15 protein-coding genes are annotated in these 16,110 nt (G+C 71.9%); 7 read left to right on the forward strand and 8 right to left on the reverse strand.

Annotated features, from left to right (window positions below; translation table 11 throughout):
• Positions 1–71: 71 nt before the first annotated feature.
• Genes ABT127_RS27145 through ABT127_RS27155 form a run of 3 tightly spaced genes read right to left on the reverse strand, consistent with a single transcriptional unit; the run spans position 72 to position 2,425 of the window.
• Entirely contained in the window at positions 72–1,301 is a 1,230-nt protein-coding gene (locus tag ABT127_RS27145; RefSeq protein WP_351455147.1) for a hypothetical protein, read from the reverse strand.
• A 5-nt stretch (positions 1,302–1,306) separates the two neighbouring features.
• Positions 1,307–1,561: a MoaD/ThiS family protein gene (locus ABT127_RS27150; protein ID WP_351455150.1), complete on the reverse strand. Its 255-nt coding sequence runs from the start codon at positions 1,559–1,561 to the stop codon at positions 1,307–1,309.
• Positions 1,562–1,600: 39 nt separating this feature from the next.
• A complete protein-coding gene (locus tag ABT127_RS27155; protein WP_502971789.1) occupies positions 1,601–2,425 on the reverse strand; it encodes an alpha/beta hydrolase in 825 nt (274 codons plus the stop codon).
• Positions 2,426–2,701: 276 nt separating this feature from the next.
• Between ABT127_RS27155 and ABT127_RS27160 the strand changes: the two genes are divergently transcribed.
• The 6 genes from ABT127_RS27160 to ABT127_RS27185 all read left to right on the forward strand — a co-directional run bounded on the left by ABT127_RS27160 (position 2,702) and on the right by ABT127_RS27185 (position 8,275).
• A complete protein-coding gene (locus ABT127_RS27160; RefSeq protein ID WP_351455153.1) occupies positions 2,702–3,526 on the forward strand; it encodes a winged helix-turn-helix transcriptional regulator in 825 nt (274 codons plus the stop codon).
• 53 nt (positions 3,527–3,579) lie between these two features.
• A complete protein-coding gene (locus ABT127_RS27165) occupies positions 3,580–4,602 on the forward strand; it encodes a LacI family DNA-binding transcriptional regulator (protein ID WP_351455156.1) in 1,023 nt (340 codons plus the stop codon).
• 190 nt (positions 4,603–4,792) lie between these two features.
• Complete coding sequence (locus ABT127_RS27170; RefSeq protein ID WP_351455158.1) at positions 4,793–5,851, forward strand: S1C family serine protease; 1,059 nt, start codon at positions 4,793–4,795, stop codon at positions 5,849–5,851.
• A 40-nt stretch (positions 5,852–5,891) separates the two neighbouring features.
• Positions 5,892–6,065 carry a hypothetical protein gene (locus tag ABT127_RS27175; RefSeq protein WP_351455160.1) on the forward strand — a complete coding sequence of 58 codons (174 nt, stop codon included), beginning with the start codon at positions 5,892–5,894 and terminating at the stop codon, positions 6,063–6,065.
• Positions 6,066–6,110: 45 nt separating this feature from the next.
• The gene (locus ABT127_RS27180) at positions 6,111–6,851 is read left to right on the forward strand and encodes a response regulator transcription factor (protein WP_351455163.1); all 741 of its coding nucleotides are present in this window, start codon (positions 6,111–6,113) and stop codon (positions 6,849–6,851) included.
• Complete coding sequence (locus ABT127_RS27185) at positions 6,848–8,275, forward strand: sensor histidine kinase (protein ID WP_351455165.1); 1,428 nt, start codon at positions 6,848–6,850, stop codon at positions 8,273–8,275. Before ABT127_RS27180 ends, ABT127_RS27185 begins: the two co-directional genes overlap by 4 nt.
• A gap of 3 nt (positions 8,276–8,278) precedes the next feature.
• On the opposite strand, the gene ABT127_RS27190 is transcribed toward ABT127_RS27185, so the two are convergent.
• From ABT127_RS27190 to ABT127_RS27210, 5 genes are all read right to left on the reverse strand, one after another.
• On the reverse strand, positions 8,279–8,476 hold the full coding sequence (locus ABT127_RS27190) for a hypothetical protein (protein WP_351455167.1): 198 nt from the start codon (positions 8,474–8,476) through the stop codon (positions 8,279–8,281).
• 63 nt (positions 8,477–8,539) lie between these two features.
• Positions 8,540–9,124, reverse strand: coding sequence for an ArsR/SmtB family transcription factor (locus ABT127_RS27195; protein ID WP_351455169.1), 585 nt, complete (start codon positions 9,122–9,124; stop codon positions 8,540–8,542).
• A 71-nt stretch (positions 9,125–9,195) separates the two neighbouring features.
• Positions 9,196–10,458 (reverse strand): LmeA family phospholipid-binding protein, encoded by a 1,263-nt coding sequence (locus tag ABT127_RS27200; protein WP_351455172.1) that lies wholly within the window; start codon positions 10,456–10,458, stop codon positions 9,196–9,198.
• Positions 10,459–10,539: 81 nt separating this feature from the next.
• Positions 10,540–13,062: a hypothetical protein gene (locus tag ABT127_RS27205; RefSeq protein ID WP_351455174.1), complete on the reverse strand. Its 2,523-nt coding sequence runs from the start codon at positions 13,060–13,062 to the stop codon at positions 10,540–10,542.
• Positions 13,063–13,156: 94 nt separating this feature from the next.
• Complete coding sequence (locus tag ABT127_RS27210) at positions 13,157–14,974, reverse strand: bifunctional metallophosphatase/5'-nucleotidase (protein ID WP_351455177.1); 1,818 nt, start codon at positions 14,972–14,974, stop codon at positions 13,157–13,159.
• A 137-nt stretch (positions 14,975–15,111) separates the two neighbouring features.
• On the opposite strand from ABT127_RS27210, the gene mshD reads away from it, so the two are divergent.
• Complete coding sequence (mshD, locus tag ABT127_RS27215) at positions 15,112–16,044, forward strand: mycothiol synthase (RefSeq protein WP_351455180.1); 933 nt, start codon at positions 15,112–15,114, stop codon at positions 16,042–16,044.
• Positions 16,045–16,110 lie beyond the last annotated feature (66 nt).

Here is a 16,110-nt window from a genome sequence, read left to right on the forward strand (position 1 = left end):
CCCGGCGATATTCAAGCCCCTCCGGTGATCGAGGAGCGGGGTCCGGGGCGGAGCCCCGTGCCCACCCGCCGTCAGCCGACAACCCGCCCCAGCACGTACACGATCGGCGCCGCAGCGGCCAGCGGCAGCGCGACCCCCGCCGTCATGTGAACGAACCGCGACGGATAGTCGTACGAAGCGACCCGATGCCCGATCAGCGCGGCCGCGGCCGCCCCGAGCCCGAGCAGCGCCCCGCCCGACCCGAGACCGGTCAGACCGCCCGCGGCGATCCCCGCCCCGGCCCCGGCGAGCAGCGCGACCACGACGGACGCCGGGGTCGGCAGCGGCAGCGCGCGGGCCACGACGGCGACGGCCACCGCGATCGCGCCCACCGTCACCGCGTCCGGCTCGGCGGCCAGGTGTCCGGCCGCCACGATCGCGAGCGCCGCCGAGACGACGGTCGCCATCAGGCCGTACATCCGCTCGTCCGGCGAGGCGTGCGAGCGCAGTTGCAGCACCAGGGTGAGCAGCACCCAGACGCCGAGCGTGCCGAGGATCGCGGCGGGCGCGTGCTCCCGGCCGGCCGCGAGCAGCGCGATGTCCGCGACGACACCGCCCAGGAAGGCGAGGGCGATGCCCTGGCGGGCGGGCCACATGCCGTTGAGCCGGAACCAGCCCGCGGCGGTGACCGCCTGGAGCAGCACCAGCGGCACGAGCAGCGCGTACGGGCCGACTGCGGCGCCGCCCGCGAGCAGCAGACCGAGCACCGCGGTCAGCCCGGCCGGCTGGATGCCCGGCTCGATGATCGGCGAACGGCCCTCGGCGCGGGCCCGCTGGGCGTCGGTGACGCGGGTGTTGCCGGTGACGGTGGCCGGGCCGTAGCCCGGCTCGTCGGCCGCGACGGGCTCAGAGGCCGGGGCAGGGGCGGGAGCAGGGGCCGGATCCTGCGGTGCCGGCTCGTACGACCACTCCTGCTGCGGAGGCAGCGGCTGCGCGGGCTGGGGCTGAGGCTGGGCCGGCTGACCCTGCTGCTCGCCGTAGCCGTACTCGTGCTGCTGCTGCGGCACGTACGACTGCTGATGCTGCTGCTGTTGCTGCTGGTACGGCTGTTGCTGGTACTGCTGCTGTTGCTGCACCGGCGCCGGCTGCACCTGGGTGTCCCAGGTCTGCGCCTGCCAGTACTGGGTGGGCTCGGCCTCGTACGGCTGCTGCGCGAACTGACCGTGCTGCTGCTCGTACTGCTGACCGTGCTGCTGCCCGGCCTGCCGCTCGTACTGCTGACCGTGCTGCGGGTCGTACGGATACTGCTCGTTGCTGCTCATCGGTGTCACCCTCCTGCGAACGGCGGGAGCACCTCGACCGTGCCGCCCTCGGCAAGCCGTACCGTCTCATGTCCGCGCGTCCCGACGGGGTTGCCGTCGACGAGGAACGAGCAGCGCCGGAGCACCCGGACCAGTTCCCCGGGGTGCCGTTCACGGGCCGCGTCCAGGGCCGCGCCCAGGTCGTCGGCGTCGTACGGTTCCTCGGCCACACCGGCGGCCGACTTGGCCGCCGCCCAGTAACGCAGGGTGCCGGTCGCCACAGGGCGCTCCTCTCCACGGTCCGGTTCTCGGTCGGCGTCCTATTGTGCGGCACCCGCGGTGCGGGCCCACTCCCCGATCCGGACGAGCAGCGCGTCGCTCGCCGCGTGCTCGGCGTGCCCCATGCCCTCCTCCAGCCAGAGCTCGGCGCCGCCCGCGGCGGCCCCGGCCAGCATCCGCGGATGGTCGACGGGGAAGTACGGGTCGCGGTCGCCGTGCACGACGAGCAGCGGCGTCGGCGCGATCAGCGGCACCGACTCCACCGGCGAGAGCGGGATCGGGTCCCAGTCGTACGGATGGATACGGGTACGCAGTCCGAGTCGGCCCACCACGCGTCCCGAGCGCCGCGTGACGACCCAGTGCAGCCGCCGCATCGGAGCGGTCCCCCGGTAGAACCAACGGGCCGGGGCACTCACCGCGACGACGGCGTCGGTCCGCGCTTCCGTGCGCCCTCTGTGCAACGCCGCGTGCCGCAGCACCACGGAACCACCCATCGAAAATCCGACCGTCACGACACGCGCGTGCCCGAACGACCGCGCCCAGGCGACCGCCGCCGCGAGATCCAGCACCTCACGGTCGCCCACCGTGGAGCGCCCGCCCGAACGGCCGTGCCCGCGGAAGGAGAACGTGACCACGGCCGCACCCTGCGCGAACACCTCGGCCGCGCGCCGCACGTGGGGCCGCTCCAGATCGCCGGTGAATCCGTGCGCGAGCACGATCACCGGCCGGTCGGCGGGCCCGGATCCGGGCTCGTAGGACGCGTCGATCGTGACTCCGTCCTGTGTCCGGAGCATCACGCGCCGCGCCCGTTCAGTGATCGGCCGCACAGAAGATCCACGTCCTTCACCTGCCGGACCGCTACTCATGTGGGCTATTCTGCTGGGCGAAGGACTCGGGCAGTGCAGCCCCCGGGTCCTTTTGTGCTTTCAGGGGCGTTGTATACGACCTCACTCCCGAGGGCGCGGGGCCCGGGGCGCGGGCCCGCCACAAGGCCGTGCAGCAGAACCCGAACAAGCGCAGTACAGCAGTAGAGCAACACGAAGCAGTGCCGCAAACGTCCTCGCAGGGACCGAGGAGGAACCAGACGTTATGGGCGAGCGAACCGTGCACGAACGTAGGACGACCCAGGCAGGTGGGGCGCGATGAGTTCATTGCTGCTCCTGACGAACGCCCTTCAGCCGTCGACGGAGGTGCTGCCCGCTCTCGGCCTGCTTCTGCACAACGTGCGGGTGGCTCCGGCGGAGGGCCCCGCCCTCGTCGACACCCCCGGCGCCGACGTGATCCTGATCGACGGCCGCCGCGACCTCCCGCAGGTCCGCAGCCTCTGTCAGCTGCTCCGCTCCACCGGGCCCGGCTGCCCGCTGGTCCTGGTCGTGACCGAGGGCGGCCTCGCCGCCGTCACCGCCGACTGGGGCATCGACGACGTCCTGCTCGACACGGCCGGTCCGGCCGAGGTCGAGGCCCGGCTGCGGCTCGCCATGGGCCGCCAGCAGATCGTCGCCGACGACTCCCCCATGGAGATCCGCAACGGCGACCTGTCGGTCGACGAGGCGACGTACAGCGCGAAGCTCAAGGGCCGGGTCCTCGACCTGACCTTCAAGGAGTTCGAGCTCCTGAAGTACCTCGCGCAGCACCCCGGCCGGGTCTTCACCCGTGCCCAGCTGCTCCAGGAGGTCTGGGGCTACGACTACTTCGGCGGCACCCGGACCGTCGACGTCCACGTACGACGGCTGCGCGCCAAGCTCGGCCCCGAGCACGAGTCGCTGATCGGCACCGTGCGCAACGTGGGCTACCGGTTCGTCACCCCGGAGAAGCCGGAGAAGGGCGAGAAGGCCGCCGACAAGAGCGCGGACAAGGGCGTCGGCCGGGGCGCCGAAGCGAGCGACAAGGCGGCTTCCACCGCCAACCGGGACGAAGCGGACACGCGGGCCTCCCGGCGCGCCGAGGCGGTTTCGGCCGACTCGTAGCGAGCAGGTTTACGCCCTGCCCAGAGGGTGGTCCATCCGCGTAGACTCCGCGCGTGGCCAAGGTGACTCGGGACGACGTTGCGCGACTGGCGGGTACTTCGACCGCCGTCGTGTCCTACGTGATCAACAACGGACCCCGGCCGGTCGCCCCGGCCACGCGCGAGCGCGTTCTCGCCGCGATCAAGGAGCTGGGATACCGGCCGGACCGGGTCGCCCAGGCGATGGCCTCGCGCCGTACCGACCTCATAGGCATGATCGTGCCGGACTCGCGGCAGCCGTTCTTCGCGGAGATGGCGCACGCCGTGGAACAGGCGGCGTCCGAGCGCGGAAAGATGGTGCTCGTCGGCAACTCCGACTACGTCGGCGACCGCGAGGTGCACTATCTGCGCGCGTTCCTCGGGATGCGGGTCTCCGGCCTGATCCTCGTCAGCCACGGTCTGAACGATCTGGCGGCGACCGAGATCGAGGCGTGGGACGCCCGCGTGGTGCTGCTGCACGAGCGGCCCGAGGCCATCGACGACGTCGCCGTCGTGACGGACGACCTCGGCGGCGCCCAGCTGGCCACCCGCCACCTCCTCGAACACGGTTACGCGTACGTGGCCTGTCTGGGCGGCACCGCCGAGACGCCGTCCGTCGGCGACCCGGTCTCCGACCACGTCGAGGGCTGGCGGCGCGCGATGCAGGAGGCCGGCCGGTCCACGGAGGGGCGGCTCTTCGAAGCGCCCTACAACCGCTACGACGCGTACAAGGTGGCGCTGGAGCTGCTCGCCGGGCCGCACCGGCCGCCGGCCATCTTCTGCTCCACCGACGACCAGGCCATCGGGGTGCTGCGGGCCGCGCGCGAGCTGCGCATCGAGGTTCCGGGTGAGCTGGGTGTCGCGGGGTTCGACGACGTGAAGGAAGCCGGGCTCACCGATCCGCCGCTGACCACGGTCGCCTCCGACCGGCCGGCGATGGCGCGGGCCGCGGTCGATCTGGTGCTGGACGACTCGCTGCGGGTCGCCGGGTCGCGGCGCGAGCGCCTGAAGCTCTTCCCGTCGCGCTTGGTGGTCCGCCAGTCCTGCGGCTGCGCTTAGCGCTCCGCTCGGGGCGGGAGGGGTAGTCGGTCGGCTGCGGCCCGGTGGGGCTTCTCGCGCGGTTCCCCGCGCCCCGTCCGGGAGGCCGCGGGCGACGGGCGGCTGTCTTTATTTCGGGCAAACAGGGTTCTGCCGGGACTCTCAGGGCACGCTCAGGTGCCTCTCATGAACGCGGCCCAGGCTTACTGACATGACCGAGAGCTTCCGCCGCGACGGCGAGTACCCCCAGGGTCCGCAGCAGTCCCCGTACTCCGAGAGCCCGCAGCAGAACCCCCCGCACTCCACCCCGGTGGACAGCGCCTGGCCGCCCCCGCCGGCCTACGAGCCGACCCCGCAGCCGGAGCCCCGGGCCAGGAAGAAGCGGCTGCGCGGCCCGGTGGGGCTCCTCGCCGCGGTGGCCGTGGCGGCGGCAGCCGTGGGCGGCGGCACCGCGTACGCCTTCCAGGAGCTGACCGGCTCGAACACCACGGCGTCCTCCTCGACCAGCACCAACGTCGTGCCGAGCAGCAAGAAGGGCACCGTCTCCGGCGTCGCGGAAGCGGTCAGCCCCTCGATAGTCGAGATCAACGCGACGCTGAGCAACGGCTCCTCGACCGGCTCCGGCGTCATCATCACCGACGACGGCGAGATCCTCACCAACAACCACGTCATCTCCGGCGCCTCCTCCGTCAAGGTCCGCACGAGCGACGGCAAGACGTACACCGCCGAGGTCGTCGGCACCGACGCCAAGAAGGACCTGGCGCTGATCAAGCTGAAGAACGCCTCCGGGCTCAAGGCCGCGACCCTCGGCAACTCCGACAACGTGGGTGTCGGCGACGAGGTCGTCGCGATCGGCTCCCCCGAGGGCCTGACCGGCACCGTCACCAGCGGCATCGTCTCCGCGCTCAACCGCGACGTCACCGTCTCCACGGACGAGGGCCAGCAGGAGCAGCAGCAACAGCAGGGCGGCGGCAGCGGCCAGTGGCCGTTCGAGTTCGGCGGCCAGGAGTTCAACGGCGACACCGGCTCGTCCACGACCACGTACAAGGCGATCCAGACCGACGCCTCCCTGAACCCCGGCAACTCCGGCGGCGCCCTGATCGACATGAACGGCAACATCATCGGCATCAACTCCGCGATGTACTCGGCCAGTTCGGACTCGTCCTCGTCCTCGTCGAGCGCGGGCAGCGTCGGTCTCGGCTTCGCCATCCCGGTCAACACCGTCAAGGCGGACCTCGACTCGCTGCGCGCCGGGGGCGCCGACAACTGACCCGCCCGTCCTCGGGCAACGACGACCAGGGAGAACCCTCATGACCAGCACCGTGCACCGTCACCCCGGCGCCACCGCCGACCCCGCCGGCACCACCCTCGCCCTCGCCGTCGCCTCGACGCTCTTCCCGCCGGTCACCCGGGCCCCCGAAGTGGCCCCCGCGACGGCACCCCGCCGGGTCGCACGCGGGCGCCGCGCCGCCGTGCGAGGCTGATGGTCCGCCGCAGTACTCACCCACGTACGTAAGGAAGCCCACGCCATGAGCCCCGCCGAAGGCGACCGCGAAGACCGGCACCGCATCCTCATCGTGGACGACGAGCCCGCCGTCCGCGAGGCCCTGCAGCGCTCCCTCGCCTTCGAGGGCTACGGCACCGAGGTCGCCGTCGACGGCGCGGACGCGCTGGAGAAGGCGGCCGCCTACCGGCCCGACCTGCTGGTCCTGGACATCCAGATGCCGCGGATGGACGGGCTGACCGCCGCCCGCCGGCTGCGCGCCACCGGGTCCACGACACCGATCCTGATGCTCACCGCCCGCGACACGGTCGGCGACCGCGTCACCGGCCTCGACGCGGGCGCCGACGACTACCTGGTCAAGCCCTTCGAGCTCGACGAACTCTTCGCCCGGGTCCGCGCGCTGCTGCGCCGCAGCTCGTACGCGTCGGCCGCGGACGCGGCCGGTGCCGACGACTCCGACGTGCTGGCCTTCGGCGATCTGCGGATGGATCTGGCGACCCGCGAGGTCACGCGCGGCGAGCGCACGGTGGAGCTGACCCGTACCGAGTTCACCCTCCTGGAGATGTTCCTGGCCCACCCGCGCCAGGTCCTCACCCGGGAGCAGATCCTCAAGGCGGTCTGGGGCTTCGACTTCGAGCCGTCGTCCAACTCGCTGGACGTGTACGTGATGTATCTGCGCCGCAAGACCGAGGCGGGCGGCGAGCCTCGGCTCGTGCACACGGTGCGGGGTGTGGGGTACGTACTGCGATCGGGGAGCGCCGAGTGAACACGCTGGTGCGGCGGCTGCGCACGCTGCCGCTCAGGTCCCGGCTGGCGCTGCTGGTGTCGGTGGCCGTCGCGGTGGCGGTGGCGGCGGTGGCGGTGACGTGCTGGTTCATCACGCAGAAGCAGTTGGCCGAGCGGATGGACAGCGATCTGCAACACCAGGTCGGCTCGGTGAAGTCCGACCAGATCGTGGACATCGCCCAGAGCTGTCAGTCCGGCACGTCCTCGGACACCCACCCGTTCCCCGGTCCGACCATCCAGGTGATCACCATCAGTGGTCAGGTCTGCACGTCGCAGGGTGACGCAAAGATCCCGGTCGAGGCATCCGATCTGGCGGTCGCGGCCGGCAGCGCGCGATCAGCCCTCCACACGACGGACGACGTGGACGGCAAGGCCATGCGGGTGTTCACCGTGCAGGTCTTCGCGCAGAACGATGTCAGGATCCCGAACACGGCGGTGTCCATCGCCAGCCCGATGGAGCAGATCACCCAACCCCTCACCACCCTCGCCTGGGTCCTCCTCGCCGTGGGCGGCATCGGGGTCGTCGGCGCCACGGCGGCCGGTCTCTGGATCGCCCGGACCGGGCTGCGCCCCGTCGACCAGCTCACCGAGGCGGTCGAACACGTGGCCGCCACTGAGGACCTGACGGTCCGTATCCCGGTGGAGGGCGACGACGAGATCGCCCGGCTGTCCGCCTCCTTCAACTCGATGACGGCCTCGCTGGCCTCCTCCCGCGAGCTGCAGCAGCAGCTCATCGCCGACGCGGGCCACGAACTGCGCACGCCCCTGACCTCGATGCGGACCAACATCGAACTGCTCACCCGGAGCGAGGAGACCGGCCGCGCGATCCCCCCGGACGACCGCAAGGCGCTGATGGCGTCGGTCAAGGCACAGATGACCGAACTGGCGGCACTCATCGGGGACCTGCAGGAACTGTCCCGGTCCGGACTGAGCGGGACCGAGGGCCCCCTGAAGGTCGTCTCCTTCCACGAGACGGCCCGCCAGGCCCTGGAGCGCGCCCGGCTGCGCGGCCCGGAGCTGAAGATCGTCTCCGAGCTGGCCCCCTGGTACGTCCGGGCGGAACCGGCGGCTCTGGAGCGCGCGATCATCAACCTGCTGGACAACGCGGTGAAGTTCAGCCCGCGCGGCGGCACCATCGAGGTCCACCTGATGCGCGGCGCGCTGACGGTACGGGACCACGGCCCCGGCATCCCGGCCGACGAACTCCCGCACGTCTTCGACCGGTTCTGGCGCTCCCCGACGGCCCGCGCGCTGCCGGGGTCGGGGCTCGGCCTGTCGATCGTGGCCCGCACGGTGGAGAGCTACGGCGGCGAGGTCACGCTCGCCGCGGCGGACGGCGGCGGCACCGTGGCGACGATGCGGCTGCCCGGCGCGCCGACCCCGCCACCGGACCAGCCGGCCTAGCCGCTACGCAGCGGCGGGCGTCGCCCCCTTCGGCGGGGCGGCCAGCCGCAGCCCGACCTCGACGAGGGTCCAGCCGAGCCGGGTGCGCAGGGCCACCGGGCACCGCCCCGGGACGGTGGCGGCCAGCCGGTGCGCGTCGGCCTCGGCGCGGAGTTCGGCGGCGCGGCTGTCGTGCAGGGCGAGATGGATCGCGGAGTGCATGGGAAAGCCTTTCGGTCCGTCGCTGGTGATGTCCGTGGCCGGTGATGTCCGTGGCTGCGGATGTCAGTCGCTGGTGATGGGGAAGGCGTGCGTGTGGACCCGGACCCGCTCGGCCCGCGGGTCGTCCTGCGTGTCGGCCCGATCGCGGTACTCGTCGACGAGGGCGTGCATCTTCTCGACCAGTTCCTCGGCCAGCTCCGGCGTGAGCCGCAGCGTGTCACTGCTCAGGTCCGCGGCCCGGGACCACGCGTCGGGCCACTCGCGGCGGCTGCCGAGCCAGGTCGACAGGTTGCGCATCTGCGACGTGGCGACCTCGTGGAGGTAGAAGTCGGCGGCGCCGCGCACCTCCGGGTCCTGGTCCTCCAGCAGGCCGTTGTCGACGGTCAGACCGCGGTAGACCGCCCCCCACCACCGCTCCCGCCCCTTGCCCCGCTCCGGCACGTCCTCGACGAAGCCGTGCGCGGCGAGCTGGCGCAGGTGGTAGCTGGTGGCGCCGCTCGACTCGCCGAGCTTCTCGGCGAGCTGGGACGCGGTGGCCGGACCGTCGAAGCGCAGGGCGTCGAGGAGCCGCATGCGCAGCGGGTGGGCGAGTCCGCGCAGCGAACGCGCGTCGAGATGGCGGACCTTGGGCGGGGTGGGCTCCTTCATGCGTACAAAGATAGCGATGCAAAGAAACCCTTGCAAGGGTTTCTTTGCAACTGCTCTGGCCCCCTCCGCGCCTACTTCCCGACCGAGAGCCCCGCCCCCGACAGGTCCACCCGGATCCCGTCCTTCTCGACCTTCACGTCCCGCAGCCGTACGTACCCGTGGTCGCCCGGCAGCTTCGGCAGCTGGAAGGCGAGCGAGAGGCGGTCGGCGAGTTCGGGGCGGGTGAGCTTGGTGAGGCCGTCGAGCAGGTTGGGGTCGATGCCGAGCTTCTGCAGCAGCCAGGGGTTGTCGGCGGCGATGTCGATGAGGTTCATCCCCATCACCTTCTTCACGAAGCGCGGCGACCCCGTCAGCTCGCTGAGCCTGTCGTCGCTGTGCTCAGCCTGCCGCACGGCGCTCGCGGGCACGCCGACGCGGTGCACGATCGCCGGGATGGACAGCAGCTTGCGCGCCTTGTCGGTCTCGGCGGTGAGCCGGGCGACGGACTTCGGCGTCAGGTGCAGGCCCTGGTCGGCGCCGGTGCCGGGCCGGTAGGTGGCGAGGTCGCCGATGGCGAGGCTCATATTGTCGATGTCGGTGGAGATGCCGGAGGCGCCGAGCCGCTGGATCCTGGCGTCGGCGCGCGCCTCGAGGTCGTGCCCGGCGACGGGCAGCGTGCCGCGCGCGAGGACCCGGTTGTTCCCGTGCCCGGTGAAGGTGACCTGGGAGGCGCCCAGTTCGCGGTTGAGGTCGGCGAAGCTCAGCAGCACCTCGCCCTGCATCCGGTCGACGGTGGCGCCGCTGATGCCGGTGAGACCCTTGCCCTGGATGCGGACGTCCTGCGCGGTCGCCTGGACCTTGGCGAGGGTGACGCGGTCGGCGGCGACGTCGGGGACCGTCACCTTCAGCTCGTCCACGCGGCGGTCGGCGAGCTGGGTGAGGAAGGGGAAGCCCTCGATCTCGACCTCGGGCGCGGCCGTAAGCTTCAGCTCCTTCTTGAGCTGCTGGGCGGCGCGATGCTCCGCGTACAGGACGGCCCAGCGGTCGGCGAGGGCGAGGAACGCGGTGAGGACGAGCACCGCGACCACGCCCTTGACCGCGAGGGAGAGGCTGCCGAAGCGGCGGCGGCCGCGGCTGCGGTGGTCGGGCGGCGACCACTCCTCGTCGTCCCGGTACGCCGGTTCCTCGTGGAGGACGTCGTCGAGCGGGTTGTCGTCGAGGTCGGCCAGTTCGTCGTACGGACTGGCGTACCGGCCGGGGGCACCGGTGGTGCCGCCCGGCTCCGGGGGAACCGATTCCTCCTGCCAACCATCAAACGGAACACGGTCGTTGGATATGCGGTGGGGGGTACGCATCAGCTGATTTCACCACATGTACCGACCCCGTTCGCAAGCCCTGCACCCGGCGTGCACCGTAACGCGCCTTTTCAGCGCGCCTCAGCGCCTCCGCAGCCGCCGTGCCACCAACGCCGTCCCCGCCGCCACCAGCAGGGCGGCAGCCATCGCCGACCAGCCGGCGAACCCGAAACCGGAACCCGTGTCGGCGAGTTCGCCGCCGTGATCCTTGTCACCCGGCGGGACCGTCGGCTCCGGCGTGCCCGGCGGCGTCACCGTCGGGGTCGGCATCGGCGTCTCCGTCGGCGCCGGTGTCTCCGTCGAGGTCGGCGTCGGCGTCGGCGTCGGCGTCGAGGTGGGCGGCGGTGAAGCCGCCCGGTCGGTGTTCGTCACCGTGCAGGTCACGTCGGCGCCGGGCGCCAGCGCCACCTCGGCGTCCGTCACGGGCACCGCGGTGCCCCCGGCTGACTCGCATGCCCAGTCACCGGCGTCATATGCCTCCGGCCCGTTCGACTCGGCGAGCGCGTACGTCCCTGCGCCGACCTCGGCATCCGTCACGGCGTCCGCGCCGGTGACCCCGGAAAGGTCGTCGGGACCGTCGGCGGTGAGCGTCCAGTCGCCCGCGGCGGCGGTGCCGCCGTGCTCGTTCACCACCTTCTTCACCAGGGTCAGGCGGGCCGTGCAGGTGACCTTGTTCTCGACGGCGAAGACGTTGTGCTCCCGGGTGAGTTCCGCCCGGTAGGGCACCGCCGCGTCGACGGCCGTGCCGTTGGCCTCCACGACCCTGCTGCTGTCCAGCCGGCAGGAGTCGGGCAGCGTCGGGGTCTCCGCGACGGTCGTGGTGTCGCCGACGGTGTAGCCCTCGCGGTCGGCGCCCCACGGCTGGGCGGTGGCGGTGCCGCCCGCGGGTCCGGTGAGCGTGAGGTCCGCGTCGAGACCGCCCGGCCGGTCGGCGTGCTCGTACCTCGTGCCGTCCACCACCCAGGTCTTGTCGACCCGGACGTCGGCCTCCTGCGGCGGCCGGTTGTGGACGACGCAGCTGACGGCCTCCAGGCTCGGCACGTTCACGGTGAACGCGGGCGCCGCGGCCGTCCCGGTGTTGGTGACGGCGATGTCGGAGCCGTCGGCGAGGTTCGTGCACACCGCGTTCCTGCCGCCCTGGGTGACCAGGGTGTGCCCGGGATGCTGGGTCTCGGCGACGGTGACGGCCGCGTTCCCGGTCCCCGACGGATACGTCGGCTGGAAGACGACACCGCCCGTGCCGCCCGACTTCGTGGTCCGGGTGTCCGGCAGGCCGCCGATGCCCGGGGTCGTCGTGGACGCCGAGAACGTCCACCCCGCGCCCGCCGGTTGGGCGCCGGTCACGTCCTCGCCGGTGTTCCCCGCGGGCACCAGCTGCTTGATCACGGACAGGCTGCCCGTGCAGTGGGTGGTGGCCAGCTCGTGCAGGGCCTCGCCCGCGGCCGCGAAGTCGGTGGTCTGGTAGTAGTCGGCGGTCTTCGGGTTCGAGCCGTCGTAGGGCTCCTCGCCGGAGATGGCCCGGAGGTTGAGGCCGGAGACGCCCTCGACCCCCTTGCCGATGCCGACCGCGACGACCCGCTCTCCCTTCGCCTTCACCGCGTTGGCGGCGAAGATGCCGCCCTCCACATCCGCGAAGTGAGTGTTGGAGCCGTCGCCGGTGGAGGGCTTGCTGAAGCGCGTCGGGTTGCCGTCGGTGAGCACGACGACCATGTCGTAGACCGGCTGCGCCGTGGCCACCGCGTGCAGGCCCTGGTCCCAGTTGGTGCCCGCGCCCAGCGTCCAGTTCGCATACTGCGCCTTGAACGCGGACGCCCCGGCCGGTGTCGACACCGACATCGGATCGGGGTGGTTGCCGGCCCCGGTGCTCGGCGAGTTCCGGTCGAAGGAGAACAGCGCCATCCGCGACGGCGTCCCGGTGAGCGCGTCCGCCAGCTTGTCGGTCGCCGCCTTGAGCTGCGGCAGCGCGCTGCCCACCGACGCCGACAGGTCGAGCACCACGGCGACGTCGAGGCCGCAGGACTGCGGCATCGCGGGATTCGTGCGCGACTGCTGCCAGATGCCGCCGGAGGCGACGTACGGGCTCACCGACCAGGTGGTGCTCTTCATGAAGTCGCCGGTCGAGCGGTACGTCTGCCCGGCCGCCAGGGCCGGCGTCTCGAACTGGTACGCCGACTCCAGCGATCCCGAGCCGTTGCCCGGACCGGTGCGCAGCGAGGGGTTCGTGTACCAGCCGGGCGGCACTCCCCCGTCGATCTGCCGCACCCAGTACCGCTGCCCCTCGTGGGCCCCGCCGCTGCCCGTGTCCGGCAAGGTGAAGCTGCAGTCGCCCGCGCCGTCGGAGATGCACTGCGCCCAGGCGTCGGGCAGCGGATCGGTGGCGGTCGCGCTCGCGTACAGGGCGAGCCCGACCCCGGCGAGCGGCGCCACCGTCGCGTCCCCGTCCCGGTCGCCGCCCGTCCTCACGGTGACGACGGACTCCCCGGCCGCAGGCGCCGGCACGTCGGCGGCCACCTGGCCGGGCCCGGCGACGGCCGCGCTCAGCGTGAGCGCGGCCGCGGTGCCGAGGCTCCGCAGCCGCGCCGCCCATGGACGGTGACGCATCATCAGACTCCCGGATAGCACGGACAGACCTTGCCCGAATTTATCCGATTAGAGCCTTATGTCTTTCTATTTCGTCAGGCGTGCCCCGCGGACCGGATCACTTCACGATCGTGATCCGGTCCGCCTTCGGCGGTGCGATCGGGTTCGCCGCGGAGGAGTTGGCCGTCAGGTAGTCGTTGAACGCCTTGAGGTCGTCCGCGCCGACCAGCGGGTTCTTCCCGGCGCCGAGCGCCGCGAAGCCGTCGCCGCCGCCCGCGAGGAAGGAGTTCATCGCGACGCGGTAGGTGGCCGCCGGGTCGATGGCCGCACCGTTCAGCCGGATCGAGTCGGTGACGACACGGGCCGCGCCGGTCTTCGTCATGTCGAGCGTGTACGTGAGCCCGGCGGACGGCTGGAGGATCTTCGGCGACGCCTCGTTCGCCCCGCTGACCTGCTGCTGGAGCGCCTGGACGACCTGCGCGCCGGTGAGGTCGACCAGGTTGACCGTGTTGCTGAAGGGCTGCACGGTGAACGCCTCGCCGTAGGTGACGACCCCGTCGCCCTCGGCGCCGCTCGCCTTGTGCACGAGGTCGGAGCGGACCCCGCCCGGGTTCATCAGGGCCAGACTCGCCTTCGGGTCGAGGGACTTGGCGTGCGCGAGCTGCGCGTCGGCGATGAGGTCACCGAGCGGCTCCTCCGGCGTACCGGCTCCACGGCCCGCGATGTCCGCGGAGATGTAGCCGACGGCCTGGTTCGCGACGGGCGCGGCCAGCTTGTTCCACTTGCCGATCAGCGCCGTCATGTCGGCGGCCTTGTCCTGCGTACGGGAGACGACGTGGTTCGCGGACTTCGCGGACTTCACCGCCGTACGGACGATGTCCTTCGTCCTGCGGTCGTAGGTCAGCGTGGTGTCCGTGTAGAGCTTCCCGTACGAGGACGCGGAGGTGACCATGCGCGGGTTGCCGGACGGGTCCGGGATCGTGCACACGTACGCGTTGTGGGTGTGGCCGGTGACCAGGGCGTCGACCTTCGGCGTGATGCCCTTGGCGATGTCCACGATCGGGCCGGAGACGCCGGAACCGGCGCCCGCGGAGTCGCAGTCGTAGTTGTACGCGGACGAGGCCGGGAGGCCGCCCTCGTGGATCAGGGCGACGATCGACTTCACGCCCTGCTTGTCCAGGATCTTCGCGTACTTGTTGACCGTCTCGATCTCGTCGTGGAACTTGAGGCCCTTGACGCCCGACGCGGAGACGATGTTCGGGGTGCCTTCGAGGGTGACGCCGATGAAGCCGACCTTCACGCCCTTGTGCTTCCACACGTAGTACGGCTTCAGGACCGGCTTGCCGGTCTTCTCGTCCGTCACGTTCGCGGCGAGGTAGGGGTAGTCGGCGCCCTGGAACTTCTTGCCGGCCTCGTAGCAGCCGTCGGTGGGGTGGCAGCCGCCGTTCTGCATGCGGGCCAGCTCGGTGGCGCCCTCGTCGAACTCGTGGTTGCCGACCGAGGTGACGTCCAGGTCCAGCTTGTTCATGGCCTCGACGGTGGGCTCGTCGTGGAAGAGGCCGGACAGCAGCGGGCTGGCGCCGATCAGGTCACCGGCGGCGGCCGTCACGCTGTACGGGTGGTTCTTGCGCGCCGTGCGCAGCGAGGTGGCCAGGTACTCCACACCACCCGCGTCGACCTGCTTCGTCGTGCCGTCGGCCTGCTTCTCGGTGACCTGGCCCGACGAACCGGTCGGCGGCTCCAGGTTGCCGTGGAAGTCGTTGAACGACAGCAGCTGTACGTCCTGGTAGCGGCCGCTGTCCTGGCCGTGACCGTGGCCGTGGCCCCGGTCGTGGGCCGCGCTCGCGGGCAGGGCGGCCATCAGCGCGCCCGCGGTGGCGAGGGTGGCGACGGTGCCGAGCGCGGTTCTCAGACGCCGGTTCGTCCTGGTGGGCATGGAGGATCCCCTTGGGTGCTGTACGGAGACTGCGACTGCCGGGCAGCCTAGGGTCAACGCGCGTAGCACAACAGGGGATTGCAGGTTACGAGCTGGTTGCCGACTCCCGGCGGGGCCCCCGCCGTACCCTCGTAGCCATGACCACGGACCCCGCGAACACCCCCGATCCCGCCCTCCCGGGCCGCCGTATCGACACCCTGACCTCCCTGACCGGCGAGCAGTCCGGCGCCGTGCTGTCCCTGCTCGCCGACGCGGCCCGCGCCGACGGCCAGCAGGCCGTCTCGGAGCAGGGGCGCATCCATCTGCGCGGCGAGCGCGACGGCGTCACGCACCTGCTGCTCTTTGTCGACGAGGACCTGGTCGGCTACGCGCAGCTGGAGGACACCGACCCGGTGGAGGCCCCGGCGGCCGAGCTGGTGGTGCACCCGGCGCGGCGCGGGCAGGGGCACGGGCGGGCGCTCGGCGCGGCGCTGCTCGCGGCGTCGGGCAAGCGGCTGCGGGTGTGGGCGCACGGCGGGCACAGCGCGGCGCGTCATCTGGCGCAGGTGCTCGGCCTGACGCTCTTCCGTGAGCTGCGTCAGATGCGGCGGCCGTTGACCGACCTCGAACTGCCCGAGCCGGTGCTCCCGCCGGGCATCAGGATCCGCACCTTCGTGCCCGGCCAGGACGACGCGGCGTGGCTGGCGGTGAACGCGGCGGCGTTCGCCCACCACCCCGAGCAGGGCTCGCTGACCCAGCGCGACCTGGACGACCGCAAGGGCGAGCCGTGGTTCGACCCGCGCGGCTTCTTCCTCGCGTTCAAGGGCGACGAGCTGGTCGGCTTCCACTGGACGAAGGTGCACGCCGAGGAGCGGCTCGGCGAGGTGTACGTGGTCGGGGTGGCGCCCGAGGGCCAGGGCGGCGGCCTCGGCAAGGCGCTCACCGCGACGGGGCTGCGCCATCTCGCGGCGGCCGGGCTGCCGACGGCGATGCTCTACGTCGACGCGGACAACAAGGCGGCGGTGAGCGTGTACGAACGGCTCGGCTTCACGACGTACGAAACGGATCTGATGTACCGAACCGAGTCATAGCACCCCGGTTTTCCGGAGTTTTCCCGAGAGGGGGCGGCGTCACTTGACGCCGCCCCCTCTCTTGCA

Source organism: Streptomyces sp. NPDC001904, from assembly GCF_040297005.1.
Classification (GTDB): domain Bacteria; phylum Actinomycetota; class Actinomycetes; order Streptomycetales; family Streptomycetaceae; genus Streptomyces.